General features: G+C 63.5%; 24 protein-coding genes. 17 read left to right on the forward strand and 7 right to left on the reverse strand.

Going from position 1 to position 17,625, the window contains the following annotated elements; all coding sequences use genetic code 11:
* The first annotated feature begins 3 nt into the window (after window positions 1–3).
* The 6 genes from XH98_RS11050 (at window position 4) to XH98_RS11075 (ending at window position 5,800) form a co-directional block, all read left to right on the forward strand.
* A complete protein-coding gene (locus tag XH98_RS11050) occupies window positions 4–1,281 on the forward strand; it encodes an ArgE/DapE family deacylase (protein ID WP_271618605.1) in 1,278 nt (425 codons plus the stop codon).
* A gap of 236 nt (window positions 1,282–1,517) precedes the next feature.
* Window positions 1,518–2,327: an alpha/beta hydrolase gene (locus XH98_RS11055; RefSeq protein ID WP_271618606.1), complete on the forward strand. Its 810-nt coding sequence runs from the start codon at window positions 1,518–1,520 to the stop codon at window positions 2,325–2,327.
* A 35-nt stretch (window positions 2,328–2,362) separates the two neighbouring features.
* The gene (kynA, locus tag XH98_RS11060) at window positions 2,363–3,202 is read left to right on the forward strand and encodes a tryptophan 2,3-dioxygenase (RefSeq protein ID WP_271602972.1); all 840 of its coding nucleotides are present in this window, start codon (window positions 2,363–2,365) and stop codon (window positions 3,200–3,202) included.
* An 8-nt stretch (window positions 3,203–3,210) separates the two neighbouring features.
* Window positions 3,211–4,404, forward strand: coding sequence for a kynureninase (gene kynU, locus XH98_RS11065; protein ID WP_271618607.1), 1,194 nt, complete (start codon window positions 3,211–3,213; stop codon window positions 4,402–4,404).
* 233 nt (window positions 4,405–4,637) lie between these two features.
* Entirely contained in the window at window positions 4,638–5,036 is a 399-nt protein-coding gene (locus XH98_RS11070; protein ID WP_271618608.1) for a PaaI family thioesterase, read from the forward strand.
* Window positions 5,037–5,188: 152 nt separating this feature from the next.
* Window positions 5,189–5,800 (forward strand): GNAT family N-acetyltransferase, encoded by a 612-nt coding sequence (locus XH98_RS11075; RefSeq protein WP_271618609.1) that lies wholly within the window; start codon window positions 5,189–5,191, stop codon window positions 5,798–5,800.
* A gap of 72 nt (window positions 5,801–5,872) precedes the next feature.
* Here XH98_RS11075 and XH98_RS11080 read toward each other — a convergent pair whose 3' ends face one another.
* Both XH98_RS11080 and XH98_RS11085 read right to left on the reverse strand, forming a co-directional pair.
* Complete coding sequence (locus XH98_RS11080; RefSeq protein WP_200468134.1) at window positions 5,873–6,178, reverse strand: hypothetical protein; 306 nt, start codon at window positions 6,176–6,178, stop codon at window positions 5,873–5,875.
* A 94-nt stretch (window positions 6,179–6,272) separates the two neighbouring features.
* Window positions 6,273–6,953 carry a DUF2161 domain-containing phosphodiesterase gene (locus XH98_RS11085; RefSeq protein WP_271618610.1) on the reverse strand — a complete coding sequence of 227 codons (681 nt, stop codon included), beginning with the start codon at window positions 6,951–6,953 and terminating at the stop codon, window positions 6,273–6,275.
* Between the two features lie 127 nt (window positions 6,954–7,080).
* Between XH98_RS11085 and XH98_RS11090 the strand changes: the two genes are divergently transcribed.
* Window positions 7,081–7,428 carry a GrlR family regulatory protein gene (locus tag XH98_RS11090; protein WP_057757757.1) on the forward strand — a complete coding sequence of 116 codons (348 nt, stop codon included), beginning with the start codon at window positions 7,081–7,083 and terminating at the stop codon, window positions 7,426–7,428.
* Here XH98_RS11090 and XH98_RS11095 read toward each other — a convergent pair whose 3' ends face one another.
* Window positions 7,429–8,109 carry an SDR family oxidoreductase gene (locus tag XH98_RS11095; RefSeq protein ID WP_057757753.1) on the reverse strand — a complete coding sequence of 227 codons (681 nt, stop codon included), beginning with the start codon at window positions 8,107–8,109 and terminating at the stop codon, window positions 7,429–7,431.
* A 120-nt stretch (window positions 8,110–8,229) separates the two neighbouring features.
* Between XH98_RS11095 and XH98_RS11100 the strand changes: the two genes are divergently transcribed.
* A complete protein-coding gene (locus XH98_RS11100; RefSeq protein ID WP_271602964.1) occupies window positions 8,230–8,949 on the forward strand; it encodes an SGNH/GDSL hydrolase family protein in 720 nt (239 codons plus the stop codon).
* Window positions 8,950–8,962: 13 nt separating this feature from the next.
* Here the strand turns inward: XH98_RS11100 and XH98_RS11105 are convergent, their stop codons facing one another.
* Window positions 8,963–9,706: a tyrosine-protein phosphatase gene (locus XH98_RS11105; RefSeq protein WP_271618611.1), complete on the reverse strand. Its 744-nt coding sequence runs from the start codon at window positions 9,704–9,706 to the stop codon at window positions 8,963–8,965.
* A gap of 48 nt (window positions 9,707–9,754) precedes the next feature.
* On the opposite strand from XH98_RS11105, the gene XH98_RS11110 reads away from it, so the two are divergent.
* Window positions 9,755–10,081 (forward strand): MliC family protein, encoded by a 327-nt coding sequence (locus tag XH98_RS11110; protein ID WP_271602962.1) that lies wholly within the window; start codon window positions 9,755–9,757, stop codon window positions 10,079–10,081.
* 111 nt (window positions 10,082–10,192) lie between these two features.
* Here the strand turns inward: XH98_RS11110 and XH98_RS11115 are convergent, their stop codons facing one another.
* The gene (locus XH98_RS11115) at window positions 10,193–10,396 is read right to left on the reverse strand and encodes a DUF2735 domain-containing protein (protein ID WP_220003446.1); all 204 of its coding nucleotides are present in this window, start codon (window positions 10,394–10,396) and stop codon (window positions 10,193–10,195) included.
* Window positions 10,397–10,932: 536 nt separating this feature from the next.
* Here XH98_RS11115 and XH98_RS11120 point away from each other — a divergent pair.
* The 7 genes from XH98_RS11120 to XH98_RS11150 all read left to right on the forward strand — a co-directional run bounded on the left by XH98_RS11120 (window position 10,933) and on the right by XH98_RS11150 (window position 16,158).
* On the forward strand, window positions 10,933–11,967 hold the full coding sequence (locus XH98_RS11120; protein ID WP_057757742.1) for a glutamine synthetase beta-grasp domain-containing protein: 1,035 nt from the start codon (window positions 10,933–10,935) through the stop codon (window positions 11,965–11,967).
* A 203-nt stretch (window positions 11,968–12,170) separates the two neighbouring features.
* A complete protein-coding gene (locus XH98_RS11125; RefSeq protein WP_271602961.1) occupies window positions 12,171–12,872 on the forward strand; it encodes a GrlR family regulatory protein in 702 nt (233 codons plus the stop codon).
* Between the two features lie 21 nt (window positions 12,873–12,893).
* Window positions 12,894–13,577 (forward strand): substrate-binding domain-containing protein, encoded by a 684-nt coding sequence (locus XH98_RS11130; protein WP_271618612.1) that lies wholly within the window; start codon window positions 12,894–12,896, stop codon window positions 13,575–13,577.
* Between the two features lie 32 nt (window positions 13,578–13,609).
* Window positions 13,610–14,431, forward strand: a complete 822-nt coding sequence (locus XH98_RS11135; protein WP_271602959.1) for a tetratricopeptide repeat protein — start codon at window positions 13,610–13,612, stop codon at window positions 14,429–14,431.
* 86 nt (window positions 14,432–14,517) lie between these two features.
* On the forward strand, window positions 14,518–14,985 hold the full coding sequence (locus XH98_RS11140; protein WP_271602958.1) for a hypothetical protein: 468 nt from the start codon (window positions 14,518–14,520) through the stop codon (window positions 14,983–14,985).
* Between the two features lie 57 nt (window positions 14,986–15,042).
* The gene (locus XH98_RS11145) at window positions 15,043–15,192 is read left to right on the forward strand and encodes a hypothetical protein (protein ID WP_007609497.1); all 150 of its coding nucleotides are present in this window, start codon (window positions 15,043–15,045) and stop codon (window positions 15,190–15,192) included.
* A 261-nt stretch (window positions 15,193–15,453) separates the two neighbouring features.
* Window positions 15,454–16,158, forward strand: coding sequence for a GrlR family regulatory protein (locus XH98_RS11150; RefSeq protein WP_271618613.1), 705 nt, complete (start codon window positions 15,454–15,456; stop codon window positions 16,156–16,158).
* Between the two features lie 211 nt (window positions 16,159–16,369).
* Here the strand turns inward: XH98_RS11150 and XH98_RS11155 are convergent, their stop codons facing one another.
* On the reverse strand, window positions 16,370–16,582 hold the full coding sequence (locus XH98_RS11155; protein WP_271618614.1) for a hypothetical protein: 213 nt from the start codon (window positions 16,580–16,582) through the stop codon (window positions 16,370–16,372).
* 3 nt (window positions 16,583–16,585) lie between these two features.
* Between XH98_RS11155 and XH98_RS41050 the strand changes: the two genes are divergently transcribed.
* A complete protein-coding gene (locus XH98_RS41050) occupies window positions 16,586–16,759 on the forward strand; it encodes a hypothetical protein (RefSeq protein ID WP_442868573.1) in 174 nt (57 codons plus the stop codon).
* Here the strand turns inward: XH98_RS41050 and XH98_RS11160 are convergent.
* Complete coding sequence (locus XH98_RS11160; RefSeq protein WP_271602956.1) at window positions 16,712–17,614, reverse strand: LysR family transcriptional regulator; 903 nt, start codon at window positions 17,612–17,614, stop codon at window positions 16,712–16,714. The genes XH98_RS41050 and XH98_RS11160 overlap by 48 nt on opposite strands.
* Window positions 17,615–17,625 lie beyond the last annotated feature (11 nt).

The following is a 17,625-nucleotide window of genomic DNA, read 5'->3' on the forward strand; positions in this document are numbered from 1 at the left end:
CTGATGGATGCCGAAACGCAGCAGAGGATTCTTGACGCCGTCGACGCCGGCTTCGAAGCCCAGCTTGCGACCACGCGCGATTTCGTCGCGATCCCTTCGACCCGCGGGGCGGAGGGGCCGTGCCAGGACATGATCGGCGACTTGCTGCGCGCACGCGGCTACGAGGTCGACGATTGGCACATCAATGTCGACGACTTGAAGGATCTGCGCGGCTTCGGGACGATCGAGCATGATTTCTCCAGGGCGCGCACGGTGGTCGGTACGTATCGTTCGTCCACCGAGGCGGGCAAATCGCTGATCCTCCAGGGCCACTGCGACGTGGTGCCCGCGGGGCCGCTGGAACTGTGGGATACCCCGCCGTTCTCGCCCGTCATCAAGGACGGCAAGATGTTCGGCCGCGGCGCCTGCGACATGAAGTCGGGCACCATCGGCGCACTCTATGCGCTGGATGCGATCAAGGCGGCCGGTCTGAAGCCGACGGCTCGGATCCACTTCCAGTCTGTCATCGAGGAGGAGAGCACCGGCGTCGGCGCACTCTCGACGCTGCAGCGGGGCTACCGGGCCGATGCCTGCTTCATTCCCGAGCCGACCGGCGGCAAGATGGTGCGCGCGCAGGTCGGCGTGATCTGGTTTCGCCTTCGCGTGAAGGGCCATCCCGTCCACGTCGCGCATGCCGGCTCGGGTGCCAACGCGATCATGGCGGCGTATCATCTGATCCAGGCGGTGCAGAAGCTCGAGATCGAATGGAACGAGCGTGCCAAGGCCGACCGCCACTTCAAGACGCTCAACCATCCCATCAATTTCAACCCCGGCATCATCAAGGGTGGCGACTGGGCTTCCAGCGTCCCGGCCTGGTGCGACGTCGATTGCCGCATTGCCGTGTTGCCGGGTTGGTCGATCGCCGACCACCAGAAGGAGATTCTGGCGTGCATCGCGGCGGCCTCGCGTAATCACCGCTTCCTCGCGAACAATCCGCCGGAGGTCGAATGGTCCGGCTTCCTGTCGGAAGGCTATGAGCTGACAAATTCGGCGGCGTCGGAAGCGGCCTTCGGCAAGGCCTTCAACAAGGTTTATGGCGGAGCGGTCGAGGACCTCGTCTTCACCGCACTCACCGACACCCGCTTTTACGGCCTCAACCACGGCATCCCGAGCCTGTGCTTCGGCGCCAGCGGCGGCGAGATGCACGGCTTCAACGAATTCGTCGATCTGGAATCGCTGAAGAAGACGACCAAGGCGATGGCGCTGTTCATCGCCGAATGGTGCGGGGTGGAGAGGGCGTAGCGGCCTCTCCGCGTCATTGCGAGGAGCTCTTGCGACGAAGCAATCCAGAGTTGCTGCGGAAACAGACTGGATTGCTTCGCTGCGCTCGCAATGACGGGTGGTCTTGGCTGGAGCGCCGGTCGCCCGAAACACGGGCCTATCCAAATCCTTTAAGCTTAAAAGAAAGACTAGGATGCCGCCCTGACCGGTGGCAGACTGGCGTTCGGTTCGCTGAACGAGTCCCCGGGGGAGTCACGATGCGCGATTGGGATGATGCTTACGCCAATTCGGCCCATATACCGGGTTCGGACAAGATGCCGGCGCAATGGGCGGAGCGGGCGGCGGCCTACCGGGCCGGGCTGAAGGATTTTCGCCCTGACATCGCCTATGGCTCCGCCGAGCGTCAGAGTTTCGACCTGATCCTGCCCGACGGCGACAGCAAGGGCCTCGTTGTGTTCGTGCACGGCGGCTATTGGATGCGCTTCGACAAATCGGCCTGGACGGATCTTGCCGAAGGCGCGCGGCATCACGGCTGGACCGTGTGCCTGCCGAGCTACACGTTGGCGCCGGCGGCGCGCATCTCCGACATTACGGCGGAGATCGCCGCCGCGATCGCGAAAGCCGCCTCGCTCGTCGCGGGACCGATCCGGCTCGCCGGCCATTCGGCCGGCGGCCATCTCGTCACGCGCATGCTGTGCGACGACAGCCGGCTCGAGCCTTCAGTGTTCAGCCGCATCGCCGGTACGCTCTCGATCAGCGGGCTGCACGATCTGCGGCCGCTGCTGAAGACGAAGATGAACGAGACGCTGCGCATGACCATGGAGGAGGCGACGCTCGAGAGCGCAGCGCTGCATCTGCCGCGCGGGCATTCGCCTGTCACCGCCTGGGTCGGCGGCAGCGAGCGGCCTGAATTCATCCGCCAGTCCGACCTGCTGGCCAATGTCTGGACCGGCTTTGACGTGCCGACGCGGCTCGTCGTCGATCCCGGGCTCAACCATTTCACCGTGATCGACGCGCTGAAGGACCCGTCCTCGCAGATCACCGCGCGTCTGATCGGGCTCGATTGAACGAGGGCAGGAATGATCGATCGAAAGGACATGTCATGACGTCCAACGATTACGATCCCGCAAGCGAAGGCGCCGAGACCGACTTCGCCCGGCGCATGTCCTATGGCGAATATCTGTCGCTGGATGCCATTCTCGGCGCGCAGCATCCGCTCTCCGAAGCGCATGACGAGATGCTGTTCATCATTCAGCATCAAACCACGGAGCTGTGGATGCGTCTCGCGATCCATGAGCTCAGCGCCGCGCGCCGCGCCATCGCCAGGGACGAGGTGGCTCCCGCCATGAAGATGCTGGCGCGAATGTCGCGCATCTTCGAGCAGCTAAACAACGCCTGGGACGTGCTGCGTACGATGACGCCCAGTGAATATACCCGCTTTCGCTCCCAGCTCGGCCAGTCCTCCGGCTTCCAGTCGCGGCAATATCGGCTGATCGAATATCTGCTCGGCAACCGCAACCACGCCATGCTGAAGCCGCACGCGCACGATGTGGAAACGACAAAACTGCTCGAGGCTGAGCTCGCGACGCCGAGCCTCTATGACGAGGTGCTGCGGCTTGCCGATCGCCACGGGCTCAAGATGCCGGCCGCCGTGCTGGCGCGCGACGTTCGGGAGACCCACAGCTTCAGCGAGGGCGTGCTTGACGCCTGGCGCGAGGTCTACCAGGCGCCGGAGACGCACTGGATGCTGTACGAGCTTGCCGAGAAGCTGGTCGATTTCGAGGATTATTTCCGGCGCTGGCGCTTCAACCATGTCACCACGGTCGAGCGCGTCATCGGCTTCAAGCGCGGCACCGGCGGCACGGGTGGCGTCAGCTATCTGAAGCGCATGCTCGAGGTCGAGCTGTTTCCCGAACTCTGGCGCGTGCGCACGATTCTGTAGGGATGTCCATGTCCAGGCTTCGCGTCTACGCCGACACCAGGGCGCTGTTTCATCTGCCCGAGGGTGTGATCTATCTCGACGGCAATTCGCTCGGCGCATTGCCGCTTGGTGTCGTCGAGCGCGTCAACCGCGTCATCACGACGGAGTGGGGCGATGAGCTGATCCGCGCCTGGAACAGCGCAGGCTGGTATGCCCAGCCGCGCCATGTCGGCGATCGCATCGCCCGGCTGATCGGCGCGGAGGCCGGCTCGGTGATGGTCGGCGATACGCTTTCGCTCAAGGTCTACCAGGCACTCGCCGCTGCGCTCGACATGAACGCCTCGCGCAAGGTCGTCCTGTCGGACACCGGCAATTTCCCGACCGACCTCTACATGGCGGAAGGCCTGATCGCGACGCTCGGGCGCGGCCATCAGCTGCGCCTGGTGGCTCCGGAGGAGATCGAGGCTTCGCTGTCGGAAGAGGTCGCCGTCCTCTACATCACCGAGGTCGACTACCGCACCGGCCGCCGTCACGACATGGCGAAGCTGACCGCGAAGGCGCATGCGCTTGATATCGTCACGGTCTGGGACCTCGCGCATTCAGCCGGCGCGCTGCCGGTCGATCTCGCCGGCTGCGGTGTCGATTTCGCCGCGGGGTGCACCTACAAATACATCAATGCCGGCCCCGGCGCGCCGGCGTTTCTCTACGTCGCGCCGCGTCGTGCCGACGGCGCGCGTGCGGCGCTCTCCGGATGGATGGGCCACGCAAAGCCGTTTGCGTTTGAGCTTGGCTATGCCGCCGCCGGCGGTGTCGAGCGCATGCGCGTCGGCACACCCCCGGTACTGGCGATGGCGGCGCTGGAGCATATCTGGGATCGGGTCGACATCAAGGAGGTCCGCGCCCGCTCGTTGGCGCTCGGTGATCTCCTGATCGCTGAGGTCGAGCGTCGTTGCCCGTCCCTGAAGCTCGTGACCCCGCGCGCGCACGAGCGTCGTGGTTCGCAAGTCTCGTTCGCCTTCGCAGGCGGTTACGCCGCGATGCAGGCCCTGATCGCGCGCGGCGTCATCGGCGATTTCCGTGCGCCCGATATCATGAGGTTCGGCATCACGCCGCTCTATATCGGCGAGAGCGAGATCGTCCGTGCGGCCGAGATCATCGAGGAGGTGATCGCAGGCGGGCTCTGGCGTCGGCCGGAATACCAGGTCGTGAATGCAGTGACGTGAAACACGAAGCCTCTCCGGCGTCATTGCGAGGAGCACTTGCGACGAAGCAATCCAGAATCCCTCGGCGCAGGCAGTCTGGATTGCTTCGCTTCGCTCGCAATGACGGTGGAGGGATGGTCGGCGCGTCCCTGCCGGGGGAGCGCCGGCGTCACGGCAACCATTACCTCAGACGTCATTGCTTTGCCGCGCGAAGCCATTCACGTTGAGACAACAATGAATTGGGAGGAGATCCGATGACGCCGCTCGAAAAACTCAAGGCGATGAAAATGCCGTTCGCCGAGCTCAAGGGCGTCGAATTCGTCGAGGCCGGGAAGGATCGCGTGGTCGCGCGGATGATCGTGCGGCCCGATCTCTGCACCCTGCATCACACCATCCACGGCGGCGCGGTGATGGCGCTCGCTGATTCCGTTGGCGCAGCGGCGACCGTGATTAATCTGCCTGATGACGCCAAGGGCACGACGACGCTGGAGAGCAAGACCAACTTCATCGGTGGCGCCAAGGAGGGAACCATTATCATCGCGACCGCGACCCCGGTTCACCGGGGGCGCCGGACCCAGGTCTGGACCACCCGGCTGGAGACCGAGGACGGCAAGCTGGTGGCCGTGGTGACCCAGACGCAGCTGGTCCTGTAAGACTACGGGGCCTTGATTTTATTAACGAATTAGTCGTCCCCGATGCCGGAAACTTGAGCAGGTTCCCGTCTTGATAATTTTGTTGCGACGCACAATATTGGGGCCCTAGGGATTCGAACGCCTCCTCGAGGGACACCAAGAGGAGTTTTGACGTGATACTTGATGAGACCGTTCGCGCGACGTCCGTTCCGGGCTATGTGCGGACCCTGAGCCAGCAGGAAGAGTTGCCGCTGTTGCGCGATCATCTGCTCAGGCTCGATGCCGAAAGCCGGCACGACCGCTTCAACGGTTTTCTCGACGACAGTTTTATCGAGCGCTACGCGGCCCGCTGCGCGGATGATGGCACCGTGATCGTTGCCTACATCGTCGACGGCGTGGTGCGTGGTGCGGCTGAGCTGCATCCGCCGGAGGGTGATTCGCTGCCCGAAGTCGCTTTCAGCGTGGAAGCCTCCGCCCGCCGCCAGAACGTCGGCACCGTGCTGTTCAGCCGCCTGATCGCGGAAGCGCGCTGGAAGGGCTACAAGAGCCTGCGCATCACCACGGGCGCGGAGAATCACGCCATGCGAGCGCTCGCCAGGAAGTTCGGCGCGAACCTGCAATTCCGCCATGGCGAATCGACCGGCACGATCGACCTGACCAAGACGCCCGAGGACGAGCTTGCGGATCTCGCCTCGGCGCCGTTCAAGGCTGGCCGCGCGCTGCTCAGCTTCAACTCGACCTGCTGGAAGCTGATCTCCAGCATGTACGGCAATCGCGCGGCCTGACAGCAAAGGCCTGAATCAAAAAGCGGACCGGCGAGGCCGGTCCGCTTTTTTTTGAAGCAAGAAGGTGAGGGCTTAGGTGCCGGTGCGCTTGTCGTTGCCGAAGCGACGAACGACGCGGCGCTCGACCACGACAGAGCGCTGCGCGCCCTGTTCGCCGGCGATCACGCGCGTCGCGGTGATGCGGCTGTTGGTGCGGGCCTGCTTCTTGACCTCGGCCTGAACGATTTCCAGTGGCATCCCCATCAGCGCGGCAGCGATCTCGGCCTGCTGCTCCTGGTCGTCGGTGATGCCGACGGCCGCGAAAATCGCCTCATCCAGCGTGGGCGGATCGTGGCGCACGCGCCGCGTGCCATATTTGGTATTCCAATCTGCGCTCATAACGGCCTCATTTTGATGCCGGATACCTAGTGCCCTATATGTTGCATTGCAATATGAAATTGGTGTGGCAGCTCAGCTATGCACCGCTTGAGCGTCATAGCGGTGACGGGGCACCGATCTCAGGGCGTTGCTGCGGCCAGCGTTGCAGCGCCGCATGTCCCGCCTCCGTAAGCCCGTAAACTCCCCGGTCGGCGCGCTCGAACCAGCCATACACATTGTTAAGCAAGATCTTGCCGGCATCGGGACAGCGTTCGCGCAAATCGCGCACCCGCCGCGGGCCAGCGGCAAGCTCTGATGCGCAGGCCAGTGCCTGCTGCCGATAGGCCGTCATGATCGGCGCGCGGGTGCTGCCGCCGAGCACGGGATCGCCCTGGCGGCGCTGATGCTCGGCGACCAACCGCGAGCGCGTCTTCGGCTCGCGGCGCGGGGCCGCTGTCGGCGGCTTCACCAGCACCTCGACCTCGCCCTTATCGGTTACCCCGAGCATACCGAAGCCGAGGCGGCGACACAGATTGCGATAGCGCGCATCGCTCTCGCGGCCCTTGCCGCGTGCGGATATTTTTGCCGCGATCCAGATCTCGTCGCCTGCCGGCGCACGATCGACTGCTTGCAGGATCAGCTCGAGATTGAAGGCGAGCTTGAGCTCGCCGATCACCACGACAGGCGGATCGCCGGCGCTCAGGCCGACGAGATCGCAGCCGCGGATCTCGCCCTTCACGTCGAAGCCGAGGCTTTCGAGGAAGCGTTTGACGGGGAGGTAGAGCGCGGTTTCCAAGGTGAGTTTCCAATCGGAGAATCAATTCCCCGTAGTCTAGCCCGGATCGGGATCGAGGCCGGCGAGCATTTGCCCGAACGCGGTCAGGCCAGCTATATCCTCACGCGGGGAACAGGGCGCTTGCGATATGACGATCAGGAACGGGCTTTATCACATCCGGATCGAGTTCCTGGATAGCGTCCAGGGCGGCAATCAGGGTGTCATGGTGCTGCGCGACGGCACCATGCGCGGCGGCGACTCGTTTTTCTTCGCTTATGGCAGCTACACCTCGGCCGACGGCAAATGGAAGGGCGAGCTGACCAACGAGGAGCATTCGCCCTCATTCGACGAGCGCCCGGTGTGGGGCCGCAAGGTCGTGACCATCGGCTTCAGTGGCACCTATACCGACGAGACCGCCTATGGCGAGGGCATTGCGCTCGCGGGCAAGCAGAGCATCCGCTTCAAGGGCAATCTGCGGCTGCTGGTGCCGGATTGATCACACCCGACCGCTCACCGGAATCAGCGCCCCGGTGACGCCGCTCGCGGCGTCGCTGACGAGGAACAGGATCACCTCGGCAAGCTCCTGCGGCGTCACCCATTTGGCGAAGTCCGCTTTCGGCATGTCGGCGCGGTTGGCCTTGGTGTCGATGATCGACGGCAGCACCGCGTTCACCGTGACCTTGCCCTTCCATTCGCTGGCCAGTGCCTCGGTGAGGCGGTGCACGCCCGCCTTCGATGCCGCGTAAGGTCCCATGCCGGAGCCCGCCTGAACCGCGCCCATGGCGCCGATATTGACGATGCGGCCGGCCTTTGAGGCAGCAAGGTGCGGCAGCGCTGCATGCGAGGTGTTGAGGGCCGTCAGCAGATTCAGCGCGTGCATGCGGTGCCATGTCTTGAGGTCGCCGTCGCCGACGGTCTCGAAGGCGAAGCCGCCGGCGATGTTGATCAGCGCGTCCAGTCTGCCGAAGTGCTTCGCGGCAGCCTCGACCGCTGTCTTCGCCTGCGCTGCATCGGAAAGGTCGACGCCGCCGATCTCGATGCGCTCGGTCGTGGCCGGCATTTGTGAGGGCGCATAATCGATGCCAGCCACCAGTGCACCGCGCGACCGTGCGACGTCGGCGACCACCCTGCCAAGCGCGCCGAGGGCGCCGGTCACGACGATGACTTTTCCCTGCACGGTTCTCTCCCTCGCCTCTATTCGCGCCGACTATTGCGCGAGGCCAGTTGCAGTTGCAATGGCGCTCGCATCAAGGCTGGGCTATAAATGCAACTTTAGATCGTTCGAGGAGGCTGTTTCATGCCCGAACCTTTTCCGCCCATCGAATTTCCCTCTGCGATCGTCGACCTGAAATATCCCCTGATGCGGCTCCGGCAAGCCTTCGATGGAAAGGGCGTGGTGCGGATCGTAGCCATGGGGTCGTCGTCGACGGCCGGACGAGCCGATGTCGTGCCTTATCCCTATCGGCTCGAGATGTATCTGCGGCAATATTTCAAGGACGTCCTGCATCGGACGGATATCCGGATTGACGTGCTCAACCGGGGGATTGGCGGACAAGAGGCGACCGAGGAGCTTGGGCGGTTCGAGGCCGATATTTTTCCCGATGATCCCGCGCTGGTGATCTGGCAGGTGGGAACGAATGCGGTTTTTCACAACGACCAATACGACGTTGACGTCGTTGCCGGGAACATCAGGAAGGGGCTGGCGCAATTGCGTGCCCGCGGCTTCGAGGTCGTGGTGATGGACCCGCAATATACGACGAAGATGCTGTGGGATGATCGCGCCGAGCTGTCGGACAGAATGGTCCGGCTGATCCGCGATGCGGCCAATGACGCCGGGGTCAATCTGTTTCAGCGCTGGGCCCTGATGCGGCATTGGCACGTGCAGAACAAGGTGTCGTTCGAGCAATTGGTCGATGTGACCGATCCCGACCAGCTGCACCAGAGCGACTGGAGCACCATGCAGGTCTCACTCGCTTTCAAGGATGTCATCATCAAGGCTGCGGGGGTGACGGCGTGAGGGGCCGCCGCCATCACGTTTGCAGATAACGCTCCTTCAGCGCGATCCGCTCGGGCGCGCCGAGCTTGAGGCCGTCGTGCAAATAGGCCTCGACATCGCCATAGTCGTCCCTGACCGCATCGAAAGCGGCCGCGAGAAAGGAGGCGTTGACCGAGCCGATCGCGTCGAGGACGTCGGCGGGCAGGTCGGAGACGCTCGAGGTGTCGCGCTTGTAGTGGCGGTTGGTGAGCAGATAATCCTCGGCAATGACGTCGTCGGGAACGCCGAGCGCATGCAGGATCAGGGCGCTGGCGAAGCCGGTACGGTCCTTGCCGGCGGTGCAGTGGATCACGAGCGGAGCGCGGTCCTCCAGCAGATGGCCGAACAGCATGCGGAAGCTATGCGTGTTGTGGCGGACGTAGTTGCGATAGGACTCCCGCATGATCTCGAGCGCGACCTGCCGAGTGAGCGCGTCCCTGGCGAGCTCGGCGCGCAGCGAAGCCACCACCGTCGGCTCGATCGGCAGCGAATGTACGGTGATCTCGTTGACGACGCACATGCCAGCGGTCCGCTCCTCGACGCCGCGGAAGTCGAACGCGCTTTTGACGCCGAGTGCGCGAACGATTTCGATGTCGGCGGCGGTGAGCTGGCCGAGATGGTTGGAGCGGAAGATATGGCGCCAGCGCGTGATGCGGCCGTCACGTGTGGCGTAGCCGCCCAGGTCGCGAAAATTGCTGGCGCCTTGCAAGGCGAGGTGACGGGCAGGGGAGTCTGACATCGGAGCCGCTTTTGTTATGTTGCCGACGCATCATTACAGGGGGCGATCATGGGGCGGGACAAGGCTGTTCTTTTGGGGATCACCATACTGACGGCGGGACCGTCAGGCGCGGGGCACGCCGACGCGCAGACGTTCCGGACCTATCGCTGCGTCGATGGCACCCAGTTCATCGTGGGTTTTTATGATTATGACACCCGCGCCTTCCTTCAGATCGACGGCGAGCCGGTGACGCTTGCCAAGCGCCTGACGGTATCGGGCATGCGCTATTCGGGGGCGGGCATCACGCTGAGGATCGACAAGAGCGGAGCCACCACGGTCAAGCATTTGAAACGGCCGGTCACGGCCTGCGCGGTGATTGAAAAGCCCGCCCTTTGAACGGACGTCCGGACAGAATCAAAAAGGGTCGAAACCTCGTTGTTTCGACCCTTTTTCAAACTTCCGTCGGGCACTCGAAAGAGCGCGGCGGTCTCAAACTGGACACCGGCATCAGCGTTCCCATTTGGGCTTTGCTTCGTCGACCGCGTCCTGGTGGTACCAGCTATCGCTGCAGATCGAGGCGTTCGCTGGAAGCGAGGCGTGATCGGCAGGAAGGCGTGGCTCGCCATAGCGGCGCCCCGCGAGAGCCGCGCGGCCCCCGGCAGGGAATTGGTAGATCTTCGCAGATCCGTAACTTAGACCATTATTCATCATTGCGATTGCTCCTGGGTCGAAGCGACTTGGCCTCCATGGTGCGCCCGACTCGTTCTGATGTGGTTACTGGAATCCCCATATCGGCCTCGCACTCCCAAAAGCAAAGTGCTGAAAACGATATCAGTTTCCGCCCAATTCTTGGGCAGGTGGCTATCTGCACCCCCTAAGGCACCGGATCGATGACTAACGTCTGGGCCGTTCCAAAGGTTGCTAGGCAGGACAGGGCGGCTTTTCGAAAGTTGCTGGACGTTGATGCGCGTTTGATCGGCAACCTCAGGCAGGGGGCCTGCCTGCTTCAAAATCGGGCGTTTTCCGCGGGATTTTTGCAGTGCAGCTTCACGAGAAGGTGCGCTTCTATGACGCATGCGGCTGGGGACGGTTTTCCGTCGGCTGGACCCACTCCGGCGCGGTGGAAAAGCTTCCGCGCTGCGGCTTTTTGGCACGCAACATGCTTGTAGAGGGCCGGCCGATGATGGCCGGGTACAAACGTGCGGGGCTCTCAACCCCACCTTTCGCATCATCTACAGAGAGGCTCAATGACCAAGTATAAGCTCGAGTACATTTGGCTCGACGGATATACGCCGACTCCGAACTTGCGCGGCAAAACCCAGATCAAGGAATTTTCGTCGTTTCCGACGCTCGAGCAGCTTCCGCTGTGGGGCTTCGACGGCTCGTCGACCCAGCAGGCCGAAGGCCATAGCTCCGATTGCGTGCTGAAGCCGGTCGCCGTGTTCCCGGACGGTGCCCGCACCAATGGCGTGCTGGTGATGTGCGAAGTCATGATGCCCGATGGCAAGACCCCGCATCCGTCCAACAAGCGCGCCACCATCCTTGACGACGCCGGCGCCTGGTTCGGCTTCGAGCAGGAATACTTCTTCTACAAGAACGGCCGTCCACTCGGCTTCCCCGAGTCCGGCTATCCGGCGCCGCAGGGCCCGTACTACACCGGCGTCGGTTATTCGAACGTCGGCGACGTTGCCCGCAAGATCGTCGAAGAGCATCTCGACCTCTGCCTCGCTGCCGGCATCAACCATGAAGGCATCAACGCGGAAGTCGCGAAGGGCCAGTGGGAATTCCAGATTTTCGGCAAGGGCTCCAAGACCGCTGCCGACCAGATGTGGATGGCCCGCTACCTGATGCTGCGTCTGACCGAGAAGTACGGCATCGACATCGAATTCCACTGCAAGCCGCTCGGCGATACCGATTGGAACGGCTCGGGCATGCACGCCAACTTCTCCACCGAGTACATGCGTACGGTCGGCGGCAAGGAGTACTTCGAGGCGCTGATGGCCGCCTTCGACAAGAACCTGATGGACCACATCGCCGTCTACGGCCCGGACAACGACAAGCGTCTGACCGGCAAGCACGAGACCGCGCCGTGGAACAAGTTCAGCTACGGTGTGGCTGATCGTGGTGCCTCGATCCGCGTTCCCCACTCCTTCATCAACAACGGCTACAAGGGCTATCTGGAAGATCGCCGTCCGAACTCGCAGGGCGACCCATACCAGATCGCTTCGCAGATCCTGAAGACGATCTCGTCCGTGCCTGTCGACAAGAAGGCCGTCGCCTAAGATCCTCCCGGCCCGGACCTTTGGGGGCTTGGTCCGGGTTGGCTTTCAATCCGCCGGAGCTGCGAAGCCCCGGCGGATTTTTGCGTTCTGATGACAACGCTTATTGTGGGTCTGGCTTCTATGCCGGCGTGAAGCCTGTCCATGTCGGCCGAAACCGGGATAGAGTAGTCGTCAGGATGTGCGCGGAGCCGGGGACACGGCTGGTGTTTGAAGGCTTCTACAAGGTGCGGTTTCAGCTCGGCGACGCCGTCGGCCGGAGCGTGATGTATGCCGGCAATGGCAAGATGCTCGGCGGCAATTCGGCGTTCGCCCATATCGGCACCTACGAGAAGACCGAAGGCGGCGTCGACATCATCATCAAGACCGTCCGCCACAACCCCGATCCGAATTACCGCGCCATGGCCGGCACCGACGATGCGACGCTGATCGCGAAAGGTTTTGCGGACGGCGATCTCTACCGCTTCAAGGGCGAGCTGAAAGAGCTGCCCGGCGTGCCCTTCCAGTCGGTGATGACACCGATCACGGAGGAGGAGGTGCCGATCGCCGGCGGGGTCGGCGAGGCCGGCATCACCGATGGTCTCTATTCGATCCACCTGCGCATGCTCGACGGTGTCGACGGCGGGCTCACCGGCGTGATGCTGCTCAACCGCGGCCGCATCCTCGGCGGCGATGCTTCGTTCTATTACCTCGGCAGTTACACCGCCGCGAACGGACGCTGGAAGGGGCAGATCCTCAACCAGGAGCACACCCCGGCCAAGGACGATCCGATCTTTGGCGGCCACGAGGTCGGCATCGGGTTTGCCGGCACCTATGATGGCGATCAGGCGATGCTGGAAGCGACTGCACTGGCCGGCAAGCGCAGCCTGCGCCTGTCCGCCACGCTCAAGCTGATGCATCGCGCCTGATCGCTACAGGGGAAATTGCTCATGGAAAAAATCCGCATGCTCTCGACGCTCGGCCTGATGGGGGCGATGCGCAACCTGTCATCCGCGTTCGAGGCCGCAACGGGCATTCACGTCGATGCCGACTTTGCGCCGACCCTGGCGCTGCTCAGGCGCCTGCGCGCCGGGGAGGCGGCCGATCTCGTCATTCTCACGCGTGATGGGCTCGACGAGATGATCGGCGAGGGGCGCGTGATCGCGGACAGCGCGGCCGACCTCGCGCGTTCCTATGTCGGCCTCGCCGTACGGGCCGGGCAGCCGCATCCCGATATTTCCAGCGAAGCCGCGCTGCGCAAGGTGCTGCTCGCGGCCCGATCCGTCGCCTATTCACGGCTGGGTGCGAGCGGCGTGTACTTCGCCCAGCTGATCGTGCGGATGGGCATCGCCACCGAGATCAACGCCGAGGCCACCATCGTCGAGCAGGGCTTTACGGCGGAGCGGCTCGTCAGCGGCGAGGCTGATCTCGCCGTGCAGCAGATCAGCGAGCTGAAGCAGGTCGGCGGCATCGAGGTGATCGGCCCGGTCCCGCACCAATTGCAGACGCCTGCCGTGTTCTCCGCCGGCCGCATGACGGATGCGAAGCAGGCCAAGGCGGCCGATCGCCTGCTGCGCTATCTCGCATCCCCCGAGGTCATGCCCGTGCTGCGCCGGTCTGGACTCGAGCCTTGAATTCGCCGGCACGCCGACGCAACGTGATGGCCATGCGAACCTGTCTCTTTGCCATCCTCTTCGCTCTTGCCGCGCCGGTCGCCGCGCACGCGCAATCGGCCGATCTCGTGCTGTGCGACCGTGTTGCCGCCGATCCCAGCGATCCGGACAAGCCGGCCGACGTGAAGGGCGTGCCTGAGATCGCGGCCGCCGACATCACGACCGCCATCAAATTCTGCAAGCAGGCGTCCGCATCGTCGCGCCGCGCAATGTTTGCGCTTGGGCGCGCCTATGCCGCGAACCGGCAGACGGCGGAGGCGCTCGCTGCCTGGCGCAAGGCCGCCGACAAGGGCTCCAGCGCGGCGATGGTGGAGCTCGGTGTCGCCTATGGCACCGGCTCCGGTGTTGCCAAGGACGAGGCGCAGGCGCGAACGCTGTTTGAGAAAGCGGCGCAATCAGGCAATCCCCGCGGCGTCTCCAACCTCGCCGCGCTCGGCAGGGCCGGTGGCGGAACGCCGGCCGATCCGGCGCAGGCGCGCAGCCTTCTGAGCAAGTCCGCCGAGACCAATGCGGAGGCGCAGTACCAGCTCGGCCTGATGCTCTCCAATGGCGATGGCGGCGAGAAGGATGATGTCGCGGCGCTCGCGCTGTTCGAGAAGGCGGCCGCGCAAAACCATCCCGGCGCGCTGGAGCGGATGGGCGCGTTCGCGCAAGAGGGGCGCGGCGGTCCGAAGGACAAGGACGCCGCCAAGGCCTATTACGAGCGCGCGGCTGCGCTCGGCGACGAGGACGCCAAGAAGGCGCTGGAGCGGTTGCGCTGCCCCTATGCGATCAAGGACAAGCAGGGCAGGCTCGTCACCACGCTTTGCTTCTAGAGGATGACGAGGCCGCTCTTGATCGAGCGCAAGGTGGCACGGCCCGGCGGGCCTAGATTGCGTCTCCATTGGAATGGAGACGTGCGATGAAACTGTGTCGTTGGATAGTCGTGTTGGCCTTGATGGGAGCGGCCACGGCCGTGACGGCGCAGGATCTCAAATCGCCGTCGGCGGACCAGTACGTGCCGCGGCTCGGCGACATCATGAGCGCCGCACAGACGCGCCACCAGAAGCTCTGGCTGGCCGGCAAGTCGCAGAACTGGGAGCTTTCGGCTTACGAGCTGCGCCAGCTCAAGGCGAGCCTGGTCGAGGCCGCCTTGCTCTATTCCGGCATCCCCGTCAGCAATATCACGACACTGGAGCCGTCGCTGCAGGCGACGTCCGACGCGATTGCGGCCAAGGACGGCCGCAAATTCGCAAAGGCCCTGGGTGATCTCACCGAGGGCTGCAACGCCTGTCACCGGTCGATGGGACGCAGCTTCGTCGTCATCAAGGTTCCCGCAGACCCGCAGCCGTTTGCCAATCAACTGTTTGCGCCACCGGCGAGGCCATGACGGAACGGACCGCGTGCGGCACAGTTTGACTGGCAAGTCCACGCAGGAGGCGCAACCATGATCCGCAAGCTCGCATCCGGCGAATACCGGCTGTATTCGCGCAAGGTGAATCCCAAGACCGGCAAGCGGCGCAATCTCGGCACTTTCAAGAGCCGCGCGGCAGCCGAGAAGCACGAGCGCGAGGTGCAGTATTTCAAGCGTCATTGACGGTTGCCGAACGCCGCACGTGCGTCAACGCAAAAGTCGAAAACAACCCCATGCACAGTAGGCAAGGGGTTGAAAGGCCGAGCTCTTGAACGACTATTGCTGATTTTACGAAATTGGCTTGACCCGTCGGGCAAAACAGGTGCATGATGGCACCTTGGCAGGATCGGTTCCGCGAGCCCCTGCGCGGAAAAGCCTGGTGGCATCGATGCCGCGACGATGCTAGGACCCGGCGATTCCTTTTGATTTTGCGGGTTCACGATTTTGCTCAACGGGCTCTACAAGGTTGAATACGGCATCAACGGCGCCTTCGGCCGCAGCATCATGTGTCTGCACGACGGCAAGATGCTGGGCGGCAATTCCGCCTTTGCGCATCTCGGCAGCTACGTGGTCAGGGACGGCGTGATCGAAGCCGAGGTCATCACGGAGCGCTATAATGACGATCCCAATTTCAAGCCGTTGATGGGTGCCGACGTCACCACGATCAGGGTGCGCGGTCGCACCGAGGGATCGACCATCCTGCTGGAGGGCAGGGCGGACGCGATGCCAGACGGCGTGTTCTGGGCCAACCTCGCCCTGCTCGACGACGCCGCGCTGCCGCCGCGTGGCACGATCGGGCAACGCAGCATCGCCAACGGGCTCTATGCGATGCAGCTGCGCGCACTCGACGGCGTCGATGCAGGCCTTTCCGGCGTGATGCTGCTGCTCGACGGCCGCATTCTCGGTGGCGACGCGTTCTTCTACTATCTGGGCTCCTATTCCTCGGTGGACGGCCGCTGGAAGGGCGAGATGCTCAACCAGGAGCACACGCCGGCGAAGGGCGACAATCCCGTCTTCGGTGGCTACGAGGTCGGGATCGGCTTCTCCGGAAGCTGCACGGAAGACGGCGGCGAGCTCGAAGGCATCGCGCTCGCGGGAAAGCGCAGCCTGCGGTTGGCAGCATCGCTCAGGCTGATGCGACGCGTGTAGGGAGCCTGATCAAAGGTCGCTGTACCGTTTGCTGAGGGGAGGCGTTTCGAAGCCCCACGCGTGACCTCACAGAAGCAGGAGTTGGACATCCTCATTCAACAATTCTGTCCGCTCGCGCCACGATCGCATCGGGAATAACTGAGCCAAGCCGCTTGGCTGTCTCCAAGTTCAAGACAAATTCAAAAACCACGGGCTGTTCGACCGGCTCTAATTAGATCCGCGCGCGCTCGAAATCCTGGTCAAGGCCGCACCAAAGATCCACGTTTCCGTCACCGAAGGCCTCGACAGCGAAATCGCCGAAATGCTGCGGCGTGGCCATGTCGATCTTGTCGTGAGCAGGATCGGGGGCGGATCGGCCTATCAGGAGCTGGCAGAAGAAGAACTCTTTCGCTCCGACTGAGGACTCATCACCCGCCCGGATCATCCCATCGCGAAGCGTTCGAGCGTCCGGCTCTCGGATCTCAGAGACGTGCGTTGGGTGCTGCCCGCCGGCGGCAGCACATTCAGGCAGCAAATGGAGCGCGTGTTTGCCAGCTCAAATCTCGGCCTCCTGCTATTTCGCGGCGACTTCTCTGATGAGTTGGCCGAACCTTCGCGCTAATGGTGATAGTTCGCGGTCGCTCAAACGGATCACCCCGAGCGCACGCCGCGCGCCGGCTCCATCCAGCCTGATGGCGTGCAATAGACCGGCTCGCCGTTCGAGAGTGACTAACTGCTTCGGCATCAGTGCCACGCCTTCTCCGTAAATGACGATCGATTTCATGGCAGTCATCGAATTCGTGCGAATGGCACGTAGCGGCCAGTCGATCCCTGCCACCGTAAACAGCGCCTCGAGCTGCCGGTGATATGCACTATCGTCGCTCGGCAACACCCACTCAGCGTCCCGAAGGCGACGGAGCGTCGTTCTTTGCGTTGCGGAGAGGGGATGCCCGGCGCGGACCACGACGCAGAACGGGTCCATTGCGACCCGTTCTTCGATCATATCATTTGATGTCGGATAGACTCCAACGGGCCCGACCAGCAAGTCCAACTCGCCGTTGCGCAGGGCCGCCAGCCCCTGGGAATGCGTCGTTTCTCGCACGATGGCGGTCGCGGCCGGAATCTCCTTCTTCAGTCGCGCCAGAGCCCGTGGGACCAGTTCGGCCGCGGCCACCGGGGTCACGCCCACGGCGAGCGGCCCAAGGGCGGATGCTCTGAAAGTGCGGATTTCAGTGCGGGTGCGCGCGACGATCGTTTCCAGCTGGATCGCGCGCCGCGAAAGGATTTCGCCTGCCTCGGTCAGCTTGGCGCCCGCACGACCTCGTTCGAGGACGCGCGTGCCAATCAGCCTTTCCAGCTGTGCGATGCTGTTGGAGAGGGTCGGCTGCGACAATCTCAGAAGCTGCGCCGCGCGACTGAATGACCCGCACTGCGCGATCGTTGCTAGATAGCGGAGCTGCTTGAGGTCGAGATCCATTTGGAAAACCT

Source organism: Bradyrhizobium sp. CCBAU 51745 (assembly GCF_028128715.1).
In the GTDB taxonomy this organism is placed as follows: domain Bacteria; phylum Pseudomonadota; class Alphaproteobacteria; order Rhizobiales; family Xanthobacteraceae; genus Bradyrhizobium; species Bradyrhizobium manausense.